Source organism: Mucilaginibacter pineti, assembly GCF_900101875.1.
Taxonomy (GTDB): domain Bacteria; phylum Bacteroidota; class Bacteroidia; order Sphingobacteriales; family Sphingobacteriaceae; genus Mucilaginibacter; species Mucilaginibacter pineti.
Window position 1 is genome coordinate 1 of the sequence record NZ_FNAI01000025.1, and the last position, 17,552, is coordinate 17,552.

Annotated in this window: 23 protein-coding genes; all 23 read right to left on the reverse strand. The window is 49.9% G+C overall.

Features of this window, described 5'->3' with window-relative positions; translation table 11 throughout:
- Positions 1 to 80: 80 nt before the first annotated feature.
- Positions 81 to 737 carry an ArdC-like ssDNA-binding domain-containing protein gene (locus BLS59_RS29590; RefSeq protein WP_091157219.1) on the reverse strand — a complete coding sequence of 219 codons (657 nt, stop codon included), beginning with the start codon at positions 735 to 737 and terminating at the stop codon, positions 81 to 83.
- Complete coding sequence (locus tag BLS59_RS31890) at positions 730 to 891, reverse strand: hypothetical protein (RefSeq protein WP_162842810.1); 162 nt, start codon at positions 889 to 891, stop codon at positions 730 to 732. The genes BLS59_RS29590 and BLS59_RS31890 overlap by 8 nt, the downstream gene beginning before the upstream one ends.
- Positions 888 to 1,355, reverse strand: coding sequence for a M23 family metallopeptidase (locus BLS59_RS29595; protein WP_091157222.1), 468 nt, complete (start codon positions 1,353 to 1,355; stop codon positions 888 to 890). The genes BLS59_RS31890 and BLS59_RS29595 overlap by 4 nt, the downstream gene beginning before the upstream one ends.
- Entirely contained in the window at positions 1,327 to 1,746 is a 420-nt protein-coding gene (locus tag BLS59_RS29600) for a hypothetical protein (RefSeq protein ID WP_091157225.1), read from the reverse strand. The genes BLS59_RS29595 and BLS59_RS29600 overlap by 29 nt, the downstream gene beginning before the upstream one ends.
- Before the next feature lie 25 nt (positions 1,747 to 1,771).
- Complete coding sequence (locus BLS59_RS29605) at positions 1,772 to 3,769, reverse strand: type IV secretion system DNA-binding domain-containing protein (RefSeq protein WP_091157229.1); 1,998 nt, start codon at positions 3,767 to 3,769, stop codon at positions 1,772 to 1,774.
- A gap of 60 nt (positions 3,770 to 3,829) precedes the next feature.
- Positions 3,830 to 4,693 carry a conjugative transposon protein TraN gene (traN, locus tag BLS59_RS29610; protein ID WP_091157232.1) on the reverse strand — a complete coding sequence of 288 codons (864 nt, stop codon included), beginning with the start codon at positions 4,691 to 4,693 and terminating at the stop codon, positions 3,830 to 3,832.
- 30 nt (positions 4,694 to 4,723) lie between these two features.
- Complete coding sequence (gene traM, locus BLS59_RS29615) at positions 4,724 to 5,941, reverse strand: conjugative transposon protein TraM (protein WP_091157236.1); 1,218 nt, start codon at positions 5,939 to 5,941, stop codon at positions 4,724 to 4,726.
- Entirely contained in the window at positions 5,938 to 6,393 is a 456-nt protein-coding gene (locus BLS59_RS29620) for a hypothetical protein (RefSeq protein WP_091157239.1), read from the reverse strand. Before BLS59_RS29620 ends, traM begins: the two co-directional genes overlap by 4 nt.
- Complete coding sequence (traK, locus tag BLS59_RS29625) at positions 6,371 to 6,985, reverse strand: conjugative transposon protein TraK (protein WP_091157241.1); 615 nt, start codon at positions 6,983 to 6,985, stop codon at positions 6,371 to 6,373. The genes BLS59_RS29620 and traK overlap by 23 nt, the downstream gene beginning before the upstream one ends.
- Positions 6,986 to 7,051: 66 nt before the next feature.
- Complete coding sequence (locus tag BLS59_RS29630) at positions 7,052 to 8,215, reverse strand: TraJ family protein (protein ID WP_091157243.1); 1,164 nt, start codon at positions 8,213 to 8,215, stop codon at positions 7,052 to 7,054.
- Between the two features lie 10 nt (positions 8,216 to 8,225).
- Positions 8,226 to 9,002, reverse strand: a complete 777-nt coding sequence (locus BLS59_RS29635) for a hypothetical protein (protein WP_091157246.1) — start codon at positions 9,000 to 9,002, stop codon at positions 8,226 to 8,228.
- On the reverse strand, positions 8,999 to 9,664 hold the full coding sequence (locus BLS59_RS29640) for a hypothetical protein (RefSeq protein WP_091157247.1): 666 nt from the start codon (positions 9,662 to 9,664) through the stop codon (positions 8,999 to 9,001). The genes BLS59_RS29635 and BLS59_RS29640 overlap by 4 nt, the downstream gene beginning before the upstream one ends.
- Positions 9,661 to 10,314, reverse strand: a complete 654-nt coding sequence (locus BLS59_RS29645; RefSeq protein WP_240315383.1) for a hypothetical protein — start codon at positions 10,312 to 10,314, stop codon at positions 9,661 to 9,663. Before BLS59_RS29645 ends, BLS59_RS29640 begins: the two co-directional genes overlap by 4 nt.
- 11 nt (positions 10,315 to 10,325) lie before the next feature.
- A complete protein-coding gene (locus tag BLS59_RS29650) occupies positions 10,326 to 10,961 on the reverse strand; it encodes a hypothetical protein (RefSeq protein ID WP_240315384.1) in 636 nt (211 codons plus the stop codon).
- A 26-nt stretch (positions 10,962 to 10,987) separates the two neighbouring features.
- Positions 10,988 to 13,447: a TraG family conjugative transposon ATPase gene (locus tag BLS59_RS29655; protein WP_091157255.1), complete on the reverse strand. Its 2,460-nt coding sequence runs from the start codon at positions 13,445 to 13,447 to the stop codon at positions 10,988 to 10,990.
- Positions 13,444 to 13,734 carry a plasmid transfer protein gene (locus BLS59_RS29660; protein WP_091157258.1) on the reverse strand — a complete coding sequence of 97 codons (291 nt, stop codon included), beginning with the start codon at positions 13,732 to 13,734 and terminating at the stop codon, positions 13,444 to 13,446. The genes BLS59_RS29655 and BLS59_RS29660 overlap by 4 nt, the downstream gene beginning before the upstream one ends.
- Positions 13,734 to 14,039 carry a DUF4134 domain-containing protein gene (locus tag BLS59_RS29665; RefSeq protein WP_091157261.1) on the reverse strand — a complete coding sequence of 102 codons (306 nt, stop codon included), beginning with the start codon at positions 14,037 to 14,039 and terminating at the stop codon, positions 13,734 to 13,736. The genes BLS59_RS29660 and BLS59_RS29665 overlap by 1 nt, the downstream gene beginning before the upstream one ends.
- Positions 14,040 to 14,115: 76 nt before the next feature.
- Complete coding sequence (locus BLS59_RS29670) at positions 14,116 to 14,415, reverse strand: DUF4134 family protein (RefSeq protein ID WP_091157263.1); 300 nt, start codon at positions 14,413 to 14,415, stop codon at positions 14,116 to 14,118.
- 2 nt (positions 14,416 to 14,417) lie between these two features.
- On the reverse strand, positions 14,418 to 14,753 hold the full coding sequence (locus BLS59_RS29675) for a hypothetical protein (RefSeq protein WP_091157265.1): 336 nt from the start codon (positions 14,751 to 14,753) through the stop codon (positions 14,418 to 14,420).
- Positions 14,750 to 15,124, reverse strand: a complete 375-nt coding sequence (locus tag BLS59_RS29680; protein WP_091157267.1) for a hypothetical protein — start codon at positions 15,122 to 15,124, stop codon at positions 14,750 to 14,752. Before BLS59_RS29680 ends, BLS59_RS29675 begins: the two co-directional genes overlap by 4 nt.
- On the reverse strand, positions 15,121 to 15,753 hold the full coding sequence (locus tag BLS59_RS29685; RefSeq protein ID WP_091157269.1) for a ParA family protein: 633 nt from the start codon (positions 15,751 to 15,753) through the stop codon (positions 15,121 to 15,123). Before BLS59_RS29685 ends, BLS59_RS29680 begins: the two co-directional genes overlap by 4 nt.
- A gap of 18 nt (positions 15,754 to 15,771) precedes the next feature.
- On the reverse strand, positions 15,772 to 16,947 hold the full coding sequence (locus tag BLS59_RS29690) for a relaxase/mobilization nuclease domain-containing protein (RefSeq protein WP_091157272.1): 1,176 nt from the start codon (positions 16,945 to 16,947) through the stop codon (positions 15,772 to 15,774).
- 234 nt (positions 16,948 to 17,181) lie between these two features.
- Entirely contained in the window at positions 17,182 to 17,523 is a 342-nt protein-coding gene (locus tag BLS59_RS29695; RefSeq protein WP_091157274.1) for a hypothetical protein, read from the reverse strand.
- Positions 17,524 to 17,552 lie beyond the last annotated feature (29 nt).

A 17,552-nucleotide genomic window follows, 5' to 3' on the forward strand; every position in this document is an offset into this window, starting at 1 on the left:
AAACTTATAAGTTATGCCGTATGACCGCACCGGAAAGTGGCCTAAATAACCAGCCAGTCTATCCGGTGCGGCATAATCATTCACGCGGCATTATGGCCGACCTCGTGCAGTAAAGTGGCATAATATTTCGCGGCGCTGTCAAACTGCTCTTTTTTGGGCAGCTGGATATAATCTTTGGTTTTGTTGTAAAAGGCATCATTGCCGCCATGCTTCAACTTAGCCTGGCTGGCAGCAAAGATTTGCTCTGCCCGCTCAACGGGTGACCATTTCTGTTCGGCCTGTTTTTCGGCATATGCCTCTTTCCATTCGGGGATGCCTTTGATCTGTTCGCCATTAAACACCCAGGCGGTGGTAATGATGGGCTTGTCCAGTTTCACGGTTTGCATTTTGGGCTTGCCATTTTCGCCCATGACCTTTTCGCCTTTGGCATCGGTCACCGGCACCAGGTCGGTCGTTTTCACAAAATTGATAAGCGTGGCTTTGGAGCCTTTTTCCACCGTCCATTTATTGAAGGAGGCTTGTTTAAGCGTCATCCAGCGCGGATCATCCCGGTTCTGCATGGCCAGCCATAAGGCGTTCATACCGCGATAATTTTTGCCGGTAGTCGGATTGAGCGGGGTTTGGTAACCCGCGGTATGGTCGTCCGTCCAGGGCTTTTGAAAAGGCGATGTGCCTTCTTCCAGCGCCTTGATCAGTTTCTCGGCGATCTGTTCATGCAGGGCTTGTTGCTTACTCATAGTTCAGTTCTCCTTTCTCGTTAAAAAAATCATCTTCCAGTACATCCATACTGTCGATGCCGTATAATTCTGCTTCGGCCTCGGTCAGGGCGATCTCTTGCAGATCGATGAGCAGGCGCAGCTTGCGGGTTAAATTGATTTCTGTTGCATTCATGGTTCTTTTGGTGTTTGGATTGGTTTCAGCAGTTGCCGCAGGAACAGCAAGGGGTTGAGATAATGCTGCCCGAAAGCTATACTGAAATGAAGGTGTTCACCGGTTACCTGCCCGGTGGCACCGGTAATGCCGATAGGCTGGGATTCAGTCAGGGTATCCGCCTTCATTACCCAGCTTTGAGACAAATGCCCGTAAGTGCTGGTGACACCACTGCCGTGATCAATCCTGATATACAGGCCGAGCTTTTGATCATAGCCGGACTGCCTGACCACGCCATCCAGAATACAAAAAACGGTATCAGCACGGGCGGAAAGGTCGATGCCGGAGTGATAGGCCCATTTCCCGGTGATGGGATGAATACGGTAACCAAAGCCGGAGGTCAGGTGCAAATGATGCAGCGGCAGGCAGCACGCCAGGATCATGAGGCAGCGCATGTTAACGCCGCCGGCCTGCGGCCATTTCATAGTTCAGTTCCAGCCCGAGCTTATCCTGCAAGGTCGTTAGGCTGTTTTGCATCACTGCTTCACTTGAGCGCGCCATTTCCAAAGCGGTTTTGGCGTTTTCAGGTCTGCGGTCGGCCTGTAATAAGCTGATCTCCATGAGCTGCTTAAAATCAGCGCCGGAAATTTCAAAGCGTTTATCCATCGCGTTCTGGCTGATGATATCCGGTTTTTGCAAAACCATCAGGGCGTTGGTCGAATAGAGGCCAACCTCGCTTTTGCCGAAGCTGACCCAAATATCGTCATTGTCGATATTGGTATCCACGATCATACCGACCATACCCTGGCGCTTGGCCGGGTCATTTTCCACCTGCGGATTTACCATCGCGTAGGTGCCGTTGGGTACATTTTCCATAAGCTAAAAATTTAAAGGTGTTGGATTAAAGGGTTACTTTTTGTTGGGGCGGAGCCGTGGCAGGCTGGCTGAACTGGCGGACGATGGCTTCCACCTCGCGGTTGATCCGGAAGAAATTTTGCAGGAGCGTAAGTTCCTTATGGTCGCCGAAATCATAATAGACCGGCAGTTCACGATAGTTCTTTTCTTCCTTTTCGATCTCCGGCCGGTCGAGGTTAATGCGGCAATTCACCGCCGAGGTTTCAAATTTGCCGGTGTACTTTTCCTCGGCATCCGAAGCGATCAGCCCCACCATCTCGCCCGTATTTAAGGAAGCGATCTTCCCGGCGGGTATCAGCGCTTCCAATTTTTCATTCAGGGAAGAAGAAGTTTTGTTACGGTCAATGGACAGGCCTTCCCCGATCTGCATGGATTTACCCATCAGGCGTTCCAGCCATTCCAGCGTATCCTTGTTGCGTACCGAGCCGGATAAAATATTACCGACCACGGAGGTGATGGTTGCGGCTGTATCTTTCCCGTATTGCTGGTTCAGCATGGGTAACTCCTGCAAACCGAGTAAAACGGCCGACAAATTCGATCTCGCCTGGGAAATTAAATTTTCCACTTTATGTGTATACAAGCTGGGTGCTTCGTCAATCAGCAGGCCCGCTGGGTTATTTCCTTTGGAATTGATCAGGCTGGTGATGCGGTTCAGGATAACCGAGTAGCTGGCGGAGTTGGTGCTTTGTGTGCTCGGATCATTGGCCAGTATCAGGATGGCCGGATTAGCTTTACTTGAAATTTTCAGATCGAAATCATCGCCCGAGAAAACCCAGAAAGTTTCCTTCGTGGCCAAACGGCTGATAAAGATCTTTAGCGTTCCGACCTGGCCTTCCAATTGGTCGAAAGCCTTTAACTGGTAGGCGCTCCGAAATGGTGATAACAAAGAAGTCAGTTCCGGCTGGGAAAACAGCGTAGAAAAGATCTCTTCATAAGAGCAGTTCAGAAAGGCCAGCACATGCGGAAAGCTTGAATAGCGGCCATCTTCGTACTTACTGAAAAAATAAACACAGGCCGTTAAAAAGTTAATGGCCGATTGCGTGAAGAACTGGTCGCTGCCACCGGCTTTATCGCCCTTTTTCATCGCTTCTACCAAACCTTCGGCGCTTTCCGAAGCATCGGCCAATGTCCGCAGGTAATCCTTGCGCCAGGGATTCACGCGCCGGCTTTTTTCTACCTCGTTCAGGTTAATGACATGGAATTTGTGCTTCTGGCACTTACCCTGCTGCTTAGCCAAAAGGTACTGGTAGTATGCGATCTTACCCAGGTCGGGGAATTTGAAATCATAGATACAGGCGCAGTATTCTTTGGCGATCATTTGCCGGATAAAGGAATTGACCACGCCATAACTCTTGCCCGAACCCGGCGTACCGATCAGCAAGGTTCCCCGGAAAGGGTTGACGATATTGATCCAGCCATCCCTGACCTTACCTTTGTAATAAAACTGCATGGGGATATTGACCGAGTAAGGTGTTTCGATCTTAACCACCTGCTGCATAAAGCTTTCCTGCTCCACGTTCCACTTGTCTTTACCCAAACCGGAGCGGATCATTTTGGAGACGTTATCCATCGCGAGGCTCGTGATCAGCGCGCCGAGCACCGAGCAGGTCATATAGGCCAAGTTAAACCAGGTGGTATAAGGCAGCACGATAGCCGAAGGCCGGTTATAGAACCACATACTGCCGAACAGCAATAACAAACCCAGCGTCAGCGGGTACAGGATATGTTTTTTCGGGTCAAGGTCTATTTTCTTTTTTGCCAGCGTCCCTATACTGACCAGGCAGATCAGGGTAAGCGTGGCGAATTTGCTGTAGACCAATTCCTGATAGATCGGGATACGCTGTATCTTCAGCAGTGCATGGGCAAAAAGTCCCCAGAAGGGTGCGGGTAAGTAAACGAACAGCACCGCTTCCAGTACGACCAGCATGTAAATGGCGCATTGCAGAAAGCCATGCAGCTTCTGCATCTCTCTGGTTTCTTCCATATGATTTGTTTTTTAATGGCCGGAAGGAGGGCTTCGCCGTTCTTCCATAAAAAATCCGAATTAATGCACCGGGATGGTGTCTGCCTCCAGGATATCTGAATAGGCTACCTGGAGCATAATGATCCGGCCGGAAAGCTGCTTTTCGCTGACCTCGATATGCAGGAGCTTATTGCCGGGAAAAGTGAACTTCTTAAAGACGAAAACATTGCGGTAATGCTTTTTGAAAAATGGCGTATCAAACAGCGTAAACTCCGGCTTGATTTCAACCGACTGAACATTACTGGCTTTGGTCACTTTCTTATCATCGATCTTGAAGCGCAATTCATCGATGTCATAGCGCAGGTTCGTTTTGTTTTCATAGCCGATATCCAGGAAGATATAATCGCCCAGCGTATACACATGGTTGAGGTTAGCTTTGATGCCATAGGCTGACGAATGCTGTAAATGCTTCTCCGGTTTTTGCGCCAGTAAACGGAGCGCAAACTGGTGCAGTTCCGGCTGGGAAAGACTTACACCCGGCACATCTAAGGGCCTGATCTCAGCCGGGCCGATCTCAATATCCGTTTGTATGGAACCGGCAACTAAGTCGGCACTAACCACATGGTATTGGGCGATAAATTTCTCACCAACGATGGTCACCACCGCATCGGTGCCGGTATCTCCAAAGGCATGCGCCTTTAAGCTATCCAATGTCATACGCCGGATGCGCAGGATATTTTTAACTGGCAGATCGCCTGTAATTTGTTTGGTCGAAATATCCACGTACTGGATGGGCTCGGGGGAGATAAAATGTACCGTTACGTTCGGCGGCAGGTAGACTACCGGCAGTTCGAGTAACTTGGTCGCATTAACCGGGAATTTCTGGGCATAACTGTGGCCCGCGGCCATCAGCGTGGCCGCTAAAAAAAACAATAATTTTCGCATCGTTAAAGGGGATAAATGAGGAAATAAGATTTAATAATTCTTTTGCGCGTTTTGCAGCGCCTGCGGATCAATGAGATAGATGTAGGAGTTGTATTTAATTTTTGCTTTGTTCTTGCGGATGGCGCTGGCAATGGCGGAAGAAGTAGACTGGAACATTTTATCCAGCGTACTCATGAGGAACTGGTTGCCATCAGCGGAACCGCTCTGGATATTGATGCCCTGCATGGAGTTGCCGCTGAGGTCTTTGGTAAAATCGCGGAAAGCGGATTCGGGCACATACAGGCCCGGCAGGCCGTCCTGGTCATACACTTCCAGTTTAACCGGCAACACCTGGGTACCGTACATGATGGAGGGAACGACGAGCGTTACTCGTTGCTGTGAAAATCCATTGATCAGCGCATACAGGTAAGTGCCTCTTTTAACCAGGGTGTGCCCGGCGCGGATATCTTCCAGTAAGCGCAAGCGGATGCGGGAACCGGCGTAACCGGTCAGGTTTTCATCTATGATCGCCATGATAAAACCCTCCGTCTTGTGCGCGTAGATGGTATTGAAATCATCGGGCAGATCATCTGCTTTACTTACTGCTAATTTGGGCTGCTGCGACCTCGTTGCTTCTAAAGCCGCTATGGCCGCTTTCTTTTGCTGTTCTGCTTTATAAGCAGGGTCGTTGGCCCTACTCATGCTGTCGGCATAAGCCATTTGCGCTTTGAAAAGTTCCATCGGATCTTTTTGCCGCACCGGCGCGGAACTTTTGGGCGGTGTATGAGGCTGGCCGGAAAGATTGGCCAGCGCCTGGGCCAATGCTTTATCTTCTTTGAATTGGTTGTTATGCCGCAAAGGCGGCGGCGAGGTATAAGGCAAGGGTGCGCCGTTATTCCCTGATGGATCGGTACCGCTATGGTACTTTTGTTTCATCGCCTGGTCGACGGAGTCCAATAGCCGCTTCTCCCTGGAAGAATATTGGTTGCCAAAACCGGCGTTCGTGCTTTTTTCTTCGCCGATCGGCGCTAAAGCCGTATAGCCATCCGCCTGCTTATAGGTGTTGCGATAAGCATCCAGTTTGTCTGATAATTCTTTTTGCTGGACGGCGGCAGATACCGCGCCGACATTATCCTGCATGCCGGGAGCTTTTTTCACTTGGACTTGCTTTTTGCTTTGACTGCTGTGGTACACAAAAAAGAACAGGCATAAAAAAGGCAGAAGGATCAGGGGCAGGATGTACTTGGGTTGTTTGAAATTGATCTTCATGGTTTGATGGTTATGGATTGTTGGAGATGCTGTAACCTGTCGAGCGCGGTGGCCAGCCGAGTACTGTCGGCAGCGGTGAGTGAGCGCTTAGTGAGCAGCGTATCGATCTGCTGTTTGAGTTCCAGCGTTTGTCTGAGCGTGAACGTGGTTCGCAGGATCTGCCCGAACCCACTGCTAACCGGGGATAACATTTCTGTCGGCTTACCTGGCTGCACCGAAGTAATTGCAGGTGTTACCGAAACGGCTGGTTCCCGGTGACGAAAAATTGTAAATGATAAAACCAGCGAAACCAGCATGAGCACGACCATAGCGCCGTAGGCTTGTTTCGGATAACGCCGCAGGGAGGCGGTGATCCCGCTTTCTGCCTTGCCGAAATAAACGCTGAACTCCTTTTTAAGCTCCCGGAATAAAGTGTCGCGGGGATCGCGGTTAGAATGTAGTTTTCTGAACATTGTCGAGGTCTTTATTTTCGAGGGTTTTCCAATCGGTGATGAGCACGCCGTGCGGATTATTCTCGCTGCGCGGGATGTCTTTGAGATAGCCTTCGGTGATCAGTGAGCGGGTAACCGTGGAACTGCGCCGGTCAATTTTGAGCTTCCCGTAAAAGCGGAAATACTTTTTGGGCGCGTCCAGTACGATAGAATCGGTTTGCAGCGTAAGCACTGAACTGGATGATAAAATGGAAGTGAAATAGCCTTTTTCTTTTAAGTTGTTGTACTGCTGGACGCCGGACTCATCGATCAGGTACATCGCTTTTTTCATCTGGTATTCGATGTACTTGTCATCAGGCGTGAGCGAAAAGAAAATGGAATGGAACAGATCCACGTGCGCGCGATACTCGGCCGGCCGGTTCATCTGCGCGTCGGTTTGTTTGGCCAGGATCGGCACATTATTATCCAGGATGTAAACCGTTTTGCGGGAACTTTCAACGAGCCGGTAAGCATAGGCGGCGATGATGCCTACGGTAATTACGGCCGTTAGGAAACTGCCGAGCGCCACGAAAGTTGCGAGCCGGACTTTGGCTTCAATACTTTTTACGAGCATGATGGGGAAATAAAAAAGGCCGCTTTAATAAAAGCAGCCTGATAAATAAATAAGGTTAAAGACAGATCAGAAGAAACTGCCGGAGGCTTTACGGGCGAGGCCGGTCATCGTTGCGGCACCACGTCCAAAGCTGGATGAAGCTGAGCTGATGCCCGAAGTAGAAATGATCCAGGTCGAGATACTGGGCACGGTGAACATACAGATGGCACCGATCAGGAAAACCACGATCACCGTACCAAAAGAAAGGATACCATTGCCGGCAAACCAGGCCATTTTTTCGAGATTGGCACTGAGGCCATCTTCCCCGACCAGTTCCTTATACTTGCTGATCTCAGAGGTCAGCGCATATTTCTGCATCAGCGCAATGAGGTACATGATCAGGTAAGCAATACCGGAGTATAGGTTCACCGAAACAAAGCGCGCGATCCAGGTGCTGAAACTATCGCGGAACGCAGGCAGGATACTGACTGCGACGGCAAAAGGGCCGAGAATGATCAGGATGGAAGAATAAATGATCTGGATCATAAACACGATATACACCGCGATGCGCAAGATCCAGATGCCGAGCAGTTCCAGTAATTGGGTAAAGAGTAACTGCATACCCACTTCAAGCCGGTTCTTCAATTCCAGTAAAGGGGAAACCACCGTAGAGATCCCTTCCTTAACCGTACTGGTCACCGAATCCCAGGCCCGGCCGTACCAGGTGTCGGATTCTTTTTCCGCTACTTCAGTTTGCGCCTGAAAGGTGTATAAGGAGTTAGCGACCTTGATCATCAAGTCGGCTCGGGTGAAGCGCAGGTCATCCACATTGCTTTGTTCGCTTTGGAACATTTCCTCGGTTTTAGCGGCCACCAGGTCGGTGGGAAAAGCCACCACTTTGGTAAATGCGCCCCACCACAGGATGACCATCACCAAACCAAAGGGCCGTAAGAGCGGCATGATCTCCATGCGCTTATCGCCAGCCATCATTTCATAGGACTTAATGGCAAAAAAGATCACCATAAAAATGGCGGCCAGGGCTTTGGCATCGGTAATAAATAAATCGAAATGTGTCCAGATGGAATCTTTCAGACCTTTTAAAAAGACCATAACACCTTCCTCATAAACGCCATTGCCCTGCAAAAACTCTAGGGACTTTTTATAGTTGGTATTTGGCGCAGTTTGCGCATAACCCAGGCTGATGCCAAGCAGCGCGAACAGGGCCGTTAAACAGCAAAATTTTCTTTTCATAAAAATGGATTTAATATTTACGGTCTGCCAATACTTTGCGGGCGATGGTCACATCCGTTGCCGGCGTCCAGCTGTCAATAGGGACCTGGTTGGCCCTGACCTTGTTTTGCTGGTCGGTCATTTGGATCGTCATTGCCGCGGCGGAGATCCGCGTGGCCCAGGTAGCGGCCAACACCCGGTATTCCAATAACATCCGGTGGTAAGCCAAAATGCGCGCGCCGCGGTCAAGCGTCGTACTCCTTGCGCCGTCCAGCCTTTCTTTCAGCATATCCAGTTCTTTAGCGTACCAGTCATATAAGCCTTCGGCAACTACTTTTTGCTGAACTACGGCGGGTAAAGGCGAAAGAATCGAAGCAGCCGAATGATCGGTTACCGGTTTTAATTCTTTGGAATAGTAAAGCAACCATAAGGGATCAGCGGGCGCCACTAAACCGGACTGGTTCGCGATCTCGGAAAGTGCCGAATTGCGGAGCGTATCAGCCTGAAGTTTATAGCTGTTCTCCGTGGAATTGAGTACACCAACTAAAGCCAGGCGCTGGGTTTGCGGGCCGGAAGGGCCGAGCGGCCGCAGGTCATTATCGGGATAGCCGGGATGCAGCGCCCAGGTCAGCCAGTAATAAGGATTGAGCCACAAAAAGCCGTGGGTCGGCGTGAATTTATTTTTATCCCATTGTTTAAAAACCATGCGTTCCTGCTGGTAACGCACGCTCTGGTCATTGATGACCATTTGGGCGGATGCCTGTTGCAGCGTCAGGCCCAGTAATAAAAACATACTTAATTTCTTCATCGTTGGAGGTATTTAGCGTTTCTGATAATGTCATCGACAAAAACCTTGTCGTTACTGATCCAGGCGGCGTAAGGGTTGAGCGCTGCGACAATACCCTTTTCTCTCGCCCAGAATACGGCCCGGTAAGCGCCGTAGGCCAGCCCGGATATGATCTGTAGTTCCTGGCGCACATGGCGCAGCAGCTGGTCGCGGCTGTTATAATCGGCCAGCACATTATCACCTTCTTTTAAAATATAGCCGGAAACATCGGTCAGCAAGCGGGTGGCCCTGCCCTGGATCTCGCTGCCATATTGCTGGGTAAAAAGTAAGAGATAGGGTTCGGAACGGGCCATCGCCAGCGTTTGATTGGTATAGTTCAGGATATCGGCAATAATGACCGCCATATCTTTTACCATGAGGCCATCCTTGAGCGCCGAGTTAACATTGGATAGTCCTTGGTAGATCATGGTTTGTGCCACCACCACCGAGCCTACATTGGTATTGATGGTTTGCAGGTTGTTGTTGATCTTATCCAGATACTGGCTGTGCGTCGTTTCCGCTGAGCTTTGCACGGCACCGTTTTCAATGACCGTAGCAGCGTGCTGCGGATCGATCACCACGTATTGCGCAAAAGCGGCAGGACAACAAAAGGCGAATGCCGCTAACCAAAGCAATCGTTTCATTGCTTCAGGTATTTGGCGTTAGTGATAATATCACCCACGATGGCTTTGTCCTGATCGATGTAGTTTTGCATAGGATTGAGCGAACGCAGGAGTGCCGAACGGTTGGTATAAGCAACGGAATTGACCAGGTTCCCCGACAGATCCTGGATATTACTCAGCTCGGACAGGATAAAATCGAACAATATTTTCCGGTCGGATAATTTCATCTGGTTCACATCGCCGATACTGGCGCTCAGTCCGATCAGGTAATTCACCAGGCTGTGCGCTTTATCGACAAACTCGATCTCGGTTTGATAAGCCAGCGGAATGATGGCCGGGTTGCTGTTCGCCAACTGGTAGAGCTGCTCCTGGTTGCTGATGATCCGGTTCACCATCGGCGTAGCCTGGATGCCGATGTTGGCGGCGCTGATCGCAGTGCCCAGCGTATTGTAGCGCTGCTGCAAGGTGCGGTAGGTATTCTTCAGTTTGGTCAGCAAGGTTTTATTACCTGCTTCATTGGTATTCACCACAGCCTGTTTGCTGCGGGCGTCATTTTGCAGGCTGTTCTCGGATTTGGAATAGGATACCAGCTGGTGGATGGCCGGAATGTTCAGTGCGTTAACCTGCGCAAATGAGCGCATGACGAACAGCCAGAACAGGATCGGGGTCACGATAAATACTTTCATCTTCTTAAATATTTAGCTTCAGTTAATACACTGTTTGCGATCTGTACATCCATATTCTGCCATTCGGCCCAGGGGTTAAGTGATGCCCAGATGCCGCGCATGTGCGCCCAGTACATGGCCCGCTGCATACCATAAGCGATACCGCGCAGAATGCGCATTTCGCCGGCGATATGGTTGAGTAATTTGCCCCTTTCACCCGAATCCATCAGGTTATCACCGCCGCCTTTGAGTACGAAGGCGCTGACCTCGATAGCCAGGTTGGTGGCCCGCTGTTTAAAATCGTTGGCCCCCTGCTGGGCGAATAGTAATAGCGCCGGGTCGGATTTGGCGATGGTAACTGATTGTTCTACATCGCTGACGATATCGATACCAATGTCCGTGATCTCGCGGATCGTGCTCAGGTTATTCAGCACGCTGGCGACCTGACTCAGGCCTTTATAAATCTTATCCTGCATATCGTTGACGATCACCAGTTGCGAGGTGACGGCCAGCTGTCCCCGCTGGATCGCGCTCAGGTTATTATTGGTGGTATTCAATTGCCCGTTGATCACGGAACTGTGGGCCAGCATCGCGCCCGAAGTAACCGGGTCGATATAAAGGGTTTGCGCACGGCCTGCCTGGCAGACCAACACAAATAATAAGAGAAAGAGCTGTTTTTTCATGCGGATAATTGGTAAAGCGGTTTGCCGTATTGGTTGACCGCGGTGATAAATTCCGGTAAAGATTTACGGCTACCGGCAAGGTCGGCCAGGAAGGCATCCAGTCCCTGCGGGTAAGTACCGAAATGCGAAGTGTAAATTTCCACGGCAGCCTTTTCAGGTTTTTCGGTGGTGAAGGTGAGGTATTGGGCCAGGGCTACTTCGACCCCATAAACTTCCCCAATTGCGCCCCGCCGGATATAAAATTCGTTGAATTTGCTGCGGCCGGTTTTGTTATCCAGTTGGTTGATCGTGAAGATCTTTTTGCGCTCCGTTTCGTTGATGGATAGCAGCGCGGCGATATCATCGTAATTGTCCTTGAACTTGGTTTGATCGAGCAGGCAGATCGTATCCGAGTTACTGATGATACTGTCTTTAACAATGGCATTTCCGATAATATCTCCCAGTTCCTGGGTAACTAAGGTCGCCGACCCCCAGAACTTACGGACCGTTTTATAGAGGTATAGCAGGTAGCTGGCCATGAGCGGGTTGGAAATCGCTTTCCAGGCTTCTTCGGCGATCAGTGCTTTTCGGCGATCCTGCCGGTGGCGCATCTTCTGGATGAAAACATCCATGATAATGAGCGTGACGATGGGAGCCAAAATCTTGTTCCCGGAAATATTGTCAATTTCAAAAACGATGAAAGGCGCGCTGAACAGCGAAGCATCGGCATCCTCGTTCAGGATGGCGGCAAACTCCCCGCCCCGGTAAAACTTTTTGAGCACGTAACGAAACTCGTCGACATCAAAAGGAATACGCTCGACCGTTTTGATCTCGGGTACCTTTTCCAGCGCATATTCATAAAAGGAATTAAAACTGAGCTCCGGTATCACGCCGTCCTGGCTGAAGTACTGGCTGTAATAGCTGCTAAGGACCTGGGCGATCACATCCCTTTCTACCGGGTTAAAAGCGCCTTCGGCACCTTTCCAGAGTAGGCCGATCAGTGTTCCCAAAAAATCCTTTTTCTCCACGTTATATTCTGCTTCGGAGATCTTAAAAGGGTTCATGGTGATCGGCTTCGCATCCGAATAGGTAATGTATTTCCCCTTGTAATAACTGCACAGGCCGGAATAGGAATGCCCGGTATCGATGATCACGATATCCATATTGTACAGCATGTATTGTTGCAAAAGCGCATTCATAAAAAAGCTTTTGCCCGAGCCGCTGGGGCCTAAGACGAAAGAGTTCCGGTTATTAATGCGCCCGGTGCGCATGGGCAGGTCTGCAGGATCGATCCCAACCGGGATTCCCTGGCGATCCGTAAAGCGGATCAGGAATTTGGAATCTTCATCCTGCATTAAGGATTCCTTAAAGAAAAAACAAAGCGCAGCATCACAGGTGGTCAGGAACCAATCGTAAGGTTTCAGTTCCACGGCATTACCCGGCAATGCGGAGCGGAACAGTTCCAGCTGGTTATAGGCATTCTTGTTCGGGATAATGCCCAAGGCGAACAGTGAACTTTCAATGAAATTGGAAGCCTTCTGCATGTGGCCCGGTTCGGCGGCAATGATGATATTAAAATGAGCGTTAACCAGTAATTGGTTCTCTCGCGCTACGTCCACTAACAACTGATCGATATCTTCCACGCACAGGCTATTAGCCGGATCAGGAATACCGGAGTGCCGCTTCCGTTTAACCTCCAGTTTATTGAGTGTGATTTGCTGGTTGGGAATTTCGATCACCTGGTTAAACAGGATCGTTTCATACGCAGGCACTTTCAGTAAAAATGAAAGCACATCTACCGGGAAACCCCGCATACTGTCCTTATCGTTCAGCTCGATATGGGTACCGACCTCGGTAGGCAGATCGATGTTATCAATATTTACGAGGCTAATGCTGCGCACTTCCAACCCGCCCATTTTGAGTTCCGTTTCGGTGGGCGCGATATTATTCAGCGATAATTTGTCCCGGCTGAAATCCATCGCCAGGATGCGTTTGATCAGCGTATTGATCTCCTTTTCCCCCAATAGCTTGGGCCGGTTTTTACCGGCGACCAGGATATCCATCACCTTGCTGACCGCGCTGCGAAAATCCCGAAGCGCCCTGGCATCATACACATAAAAGCGGCCTTTTTTGACTTGCCGCGTGATCGTGAGGTAAGTAGTGATCTGCAAAAAATCACGTCCCGCAAAATGGGCGTTGTATTTATCCTGTAAATATTCCGGCGAGGGCTGGTACTCGTATTTGGAGCGGCTGAAAATATCCTGTTTTTGCAGCAGATAGCCATCCCCCAGAATTTTAACTAAACCGGTGAACAGGCTGTGAAATTCATCATAAGCGGCAGGCGAAGCCGAATATTGGACCACGGGATTAGTGATTGCGATGACCACTGAAAATTCACCGTTCAGCCCGTACAACAGCTCATAATCTGCCGATTGATCCACCCCGATGAAGGGCAGTTTGAAGGCATTCTTTTTCATGAAATTTTAGATTTTTTAAGGGTGGCCTGGTGGATGTAGATGCCGGCCGAACGGGCCTTGTCATGGAGGCCTCCCTTCTGTTTGTTGAAGGTGTAGATGAGCCCTCCGGCAATAATACCGATCAGGACCAGTACCCCGGCGTACATATTGATGAGTGCCATCGTTACTGAGCCCGCTACCAGTCCGAGTAAGAGCGAGCCTACGCCCCAGTAAATGAATTTACCTTTGAAGCCTTTGAAAATAAGGGGCTTTTGCAGCCCCTTATAAACAGCGAAACGCTTAGCCATTACAAGCCGAAGAAGGCTTTAATGATGAGCGATGACAGTACCAGGAAAAGGCATGAGCCGCCCCAACCCATCAGTTCCTTGTTGATGTCCTGGTCGCCGGAATTCCATTTGGAATACACCCGGATACCGCCGACGATACCGACAATACCGCCGATCACGAGCGCGATATTGGTGACCGGATCTACATAGGTTTTCAGCGTACTGGTGGCCGTGTTTAAGCCGTTGACACCGCTCTGCGCAAACGCAGGGATTTGGGTAATGGCCAATAGCATGGCCAGAGCGAACATTTTGGTTGTTCTCTTCATGTTGATCAAAAAAAATTGGGTTAAAAAAAAAGCCGCCCCGATGAGGGCAGCCCAGGAATTGAAAAAGAATTATTGGCTAAATGCCGAAGATGGCTTGCAGGAATGCGCCCATCAGGATGACGAACAGCGCAGCGTAAAACCAGGCGGCCACATCGGCCGTGATGCGCTCTTTGCCCATTTGCCAGTTATGGTAAATCCGAACCGCGCCGAGCAGGCCAAAGATGGCCGAGAGGATCAAACTGCAATCGACCGCACCAAAAAAGGAGCTGGTTAGATCATCTTTAACCGACTGCATTTCGCTGAGGCCCGGCTGGGCCAGGCATAGCAAAGGGCTAAATGCTAAACATAACCCCAAAAAGAACAGGGCCTTTTTCATCTTTAGTAACTAACCGAACGGGTGTATAAAATAGATTCATCCCGCGCCATTGAAAAAAGGGCTTTGAGGGATACGCCGCCGGAGCCGATCACTTCCGGTTCGGCCTTCGGTTTAAGCACCTGCTCATTGGTAAAAGCAGTTGCGGGTTTAGTGTCGCTAACCGATAATGGTTCAGGCGATAATTTTTGCACCTCCACAGGCTCGGTAAAAGTGAGTTCATGACTTATGGCCGCGCCGGCTTTTGCGCGGTCTTTCCCGCTCACATCGAGCAGGATCATCAGCAGGTAATACAGGGTGTATAATCCTGCGACCCATAGTAAAAATTGTAACCAGGTCATAGTTCGAGATCTTGAATAAATTGTTTGATAATGGATTTGAGTTCCGGATGCTGTTCAAAAAGGTGATGAACAGAGAAGGCGATCAGCTTGGTGATCTCGGTGCCGGTGGCCATTTTAAAGCGGGCCAATAGCTGCGCGGTTTGGGAATCAAAGCGAACGTGCAGCACATTCTTGTGTGCAGTACTGTCGAAATCGCGAATCGCCTGTAGGATGTCAGGTATGTCAGGCGGGCTTTTACTGGCCGCCTTGACCTTACCTGTTTTTTTGGAGGGCATGACCTTCGGCACCGGATCATTAGGAGCGGCAACATTTCCCGCACTCTGTGCTATTTTACTGCGCAGCTGGTCGGCCAAGGATTTAATTTCATTCATGCGATGGCGGCTTTGAGGTAATCGTTATAGATCTTTTCAAATACGGGGATGATAACCGGAAATACCGAGAGCGGCGTTTGAAAAGTATTGATGCGCTGAAAATCCACCCGGTCAGGAATGGGCGCGGTGATCTGTCCGAAGTTGGCCAGTTGCGCATTGACTTCCTGCTGCGTATCGTATTTGACATTCGCCTTGATGCGGTTCGGCACATAAGCGATCACCGCGTCAGGGTTGATCTTTTGCAACACCACCGAAAATAAAATGGTGGATTCAAAGCTGAACTCATCGTAAGCGAAGGGGCAAATGATCAGGCCAGCTGAACGGAATACAGGGATGAGCCCGTCATCATCCAGTTTACCCGGCAGGTCGATCAAAACAACAGCAGTTTTATCCTGCGCCATCGTTTCGTGCATCATGGGAAAATGCTCCAGTTCCGCGGCGATCACCTGGTAAGGTTCCGCATTTTCCAGCAGCTTGGCCCGCTCATATTTCTGGGCGATGGATTGCTGGTAATCCATATCCACCACGGTAACGGTACATTTTTTATTCAGCGTAAGATAATTGGCGAGCAGCAGCGTAAGCGTACTTTTCCCTGCGCCACCTTTTTGGTTGCCGATGATAATGATCATAAGAAATAAATTGAATGGTTAACGGGTATTGGTTCTTGCCTTTTGCTGGCGACGGCGGCGCATGCCGTGAATTTGCTGGTCATCCACGTCATCAGCAATCATAATAGGCGGGATATAAACGGAGCGATCAATAAAACTGTCAGCAGGCATGGCTACGTTGAGGACCTTGTCCGTCAAAACCAAACCTGTGGCGCTATCCTCCAAAGCCAGTTCGTTTTCCTGTAAACCCTGCGCAAAATCCGGGTAGTTTTCGTGCGCCGCGTGGACCAGGGTTCTGTAATAATCTTTGACCTCGCTACTCACTTCATTCAGCATTTGCGGTGCATCAACCGGTATGGCGGTATGTTTCAGAGCCAACAATTCGGACAGCGGCATGATCTCGCTGCCCTTCCAAACCCGCTTGTTGGCATGGTCGAGTATTGAATAACCGTAAAATTCTTTGCCAGGCTTACCGTGAAAAAGCAATTGAACCCCCAACTTATCCCGCAAATAATCCTCAGGGTGTTTGTGCAACAACGCCGCTAATTGCTTCCGGCGCGCATCATCCGGCTGATAGGTTTTCTCTTTTTCGATAACCATTGCTACCGATACCTCTGCCAGTTGCCTTCCGAATTTGATAATCGCCATCTTATCATCTGCTTGTTTGAGGTGATATCCCTTGCCTTCCAGAATCATCATAAAAGCAGCTTTGGTACCAAATTGATAAGACAATGCTTTTTCCAGATCCTGTTCGGCGAGTAGCTTTTCGTCCAGTCCCAGCACTTTATTGAGATTTTGTATAGCACGGTTATGCTCAAACGCTGACGATATTTTCTTGCCCTGCCGGTCAATTCGCGTGGATACGATATGCACGTGGTTATTAGCCGTGTCTTTGTGAAACACAATCAGGTATGGCTGTTCAGCGTAACCCATGAGCTTCAACCAGTCCTCTGCAATTGTGGTTAAAGCCACTTTATCGTGGCTTTTGCCTTTCGCGGAAATGGTCGCATGAAACTGGGGCTGTTTAACGCCTTTGTTTCGCGCCGATATCATTTGCAGATAGTTGACATAATCTTCCGGTCGTAAGGTGCCCAAGCCTTGCAACGGCCCAAAGTTGGCGACTTTCATCAGCTCCCCTTTGTTTTGCTCCATTTTATTGGTGTTATAGCTGACACCGCCGAACGATGCCGAAGGCCGAAGGATCTTGACTATCATATAGGTGTAGCTAAACAACGCTGCAACTCAACAACCGGACAGCGGCGCAACGTAACACCCGGGCAGCTAAACAGCGATACAGCCAGACAGCGGGGCAAGGGCATCGCTAAACAGCCCGACAATTGCACAACCAAACAGCCGAACCGCATCACAGCAGCACAACGGGACAGCACGGCAACCCAACAACGCCTTAGCCGGACAACCGGACCGCGATGCAGCGTAACAGCAATTAACCTATTGGCTGGTATCCGCCGAATCTGGTTCGAGCACTTTGATCTCACTCACTGGCAGATTGATCAGTTTGAAAGTCCCCAACTTATTTTTGTACAAGACCTTTTGTAAGCCTACCGGCACCTCATCGAATGTCGGCCCGTTCAATGCCAGTACGGTATCGCCTGTGAACTCAAATAGCGCCCGCTCGCAATAGTCAGTATCCGGTTCCGGGGGGTTGTTGAACTGCGCCAATTTTTCGGGGTCAGGCGGGTCGGGCCAGTTTAAAGGACGGGAGAAGCCAGTTTCGGGTTTTGAATTGGATTTATGATCCCACCATCGCGTCAAGCCAAAGGTCAGTGCCATCACGGGTAAGAGGATGATCGGGAGGATAC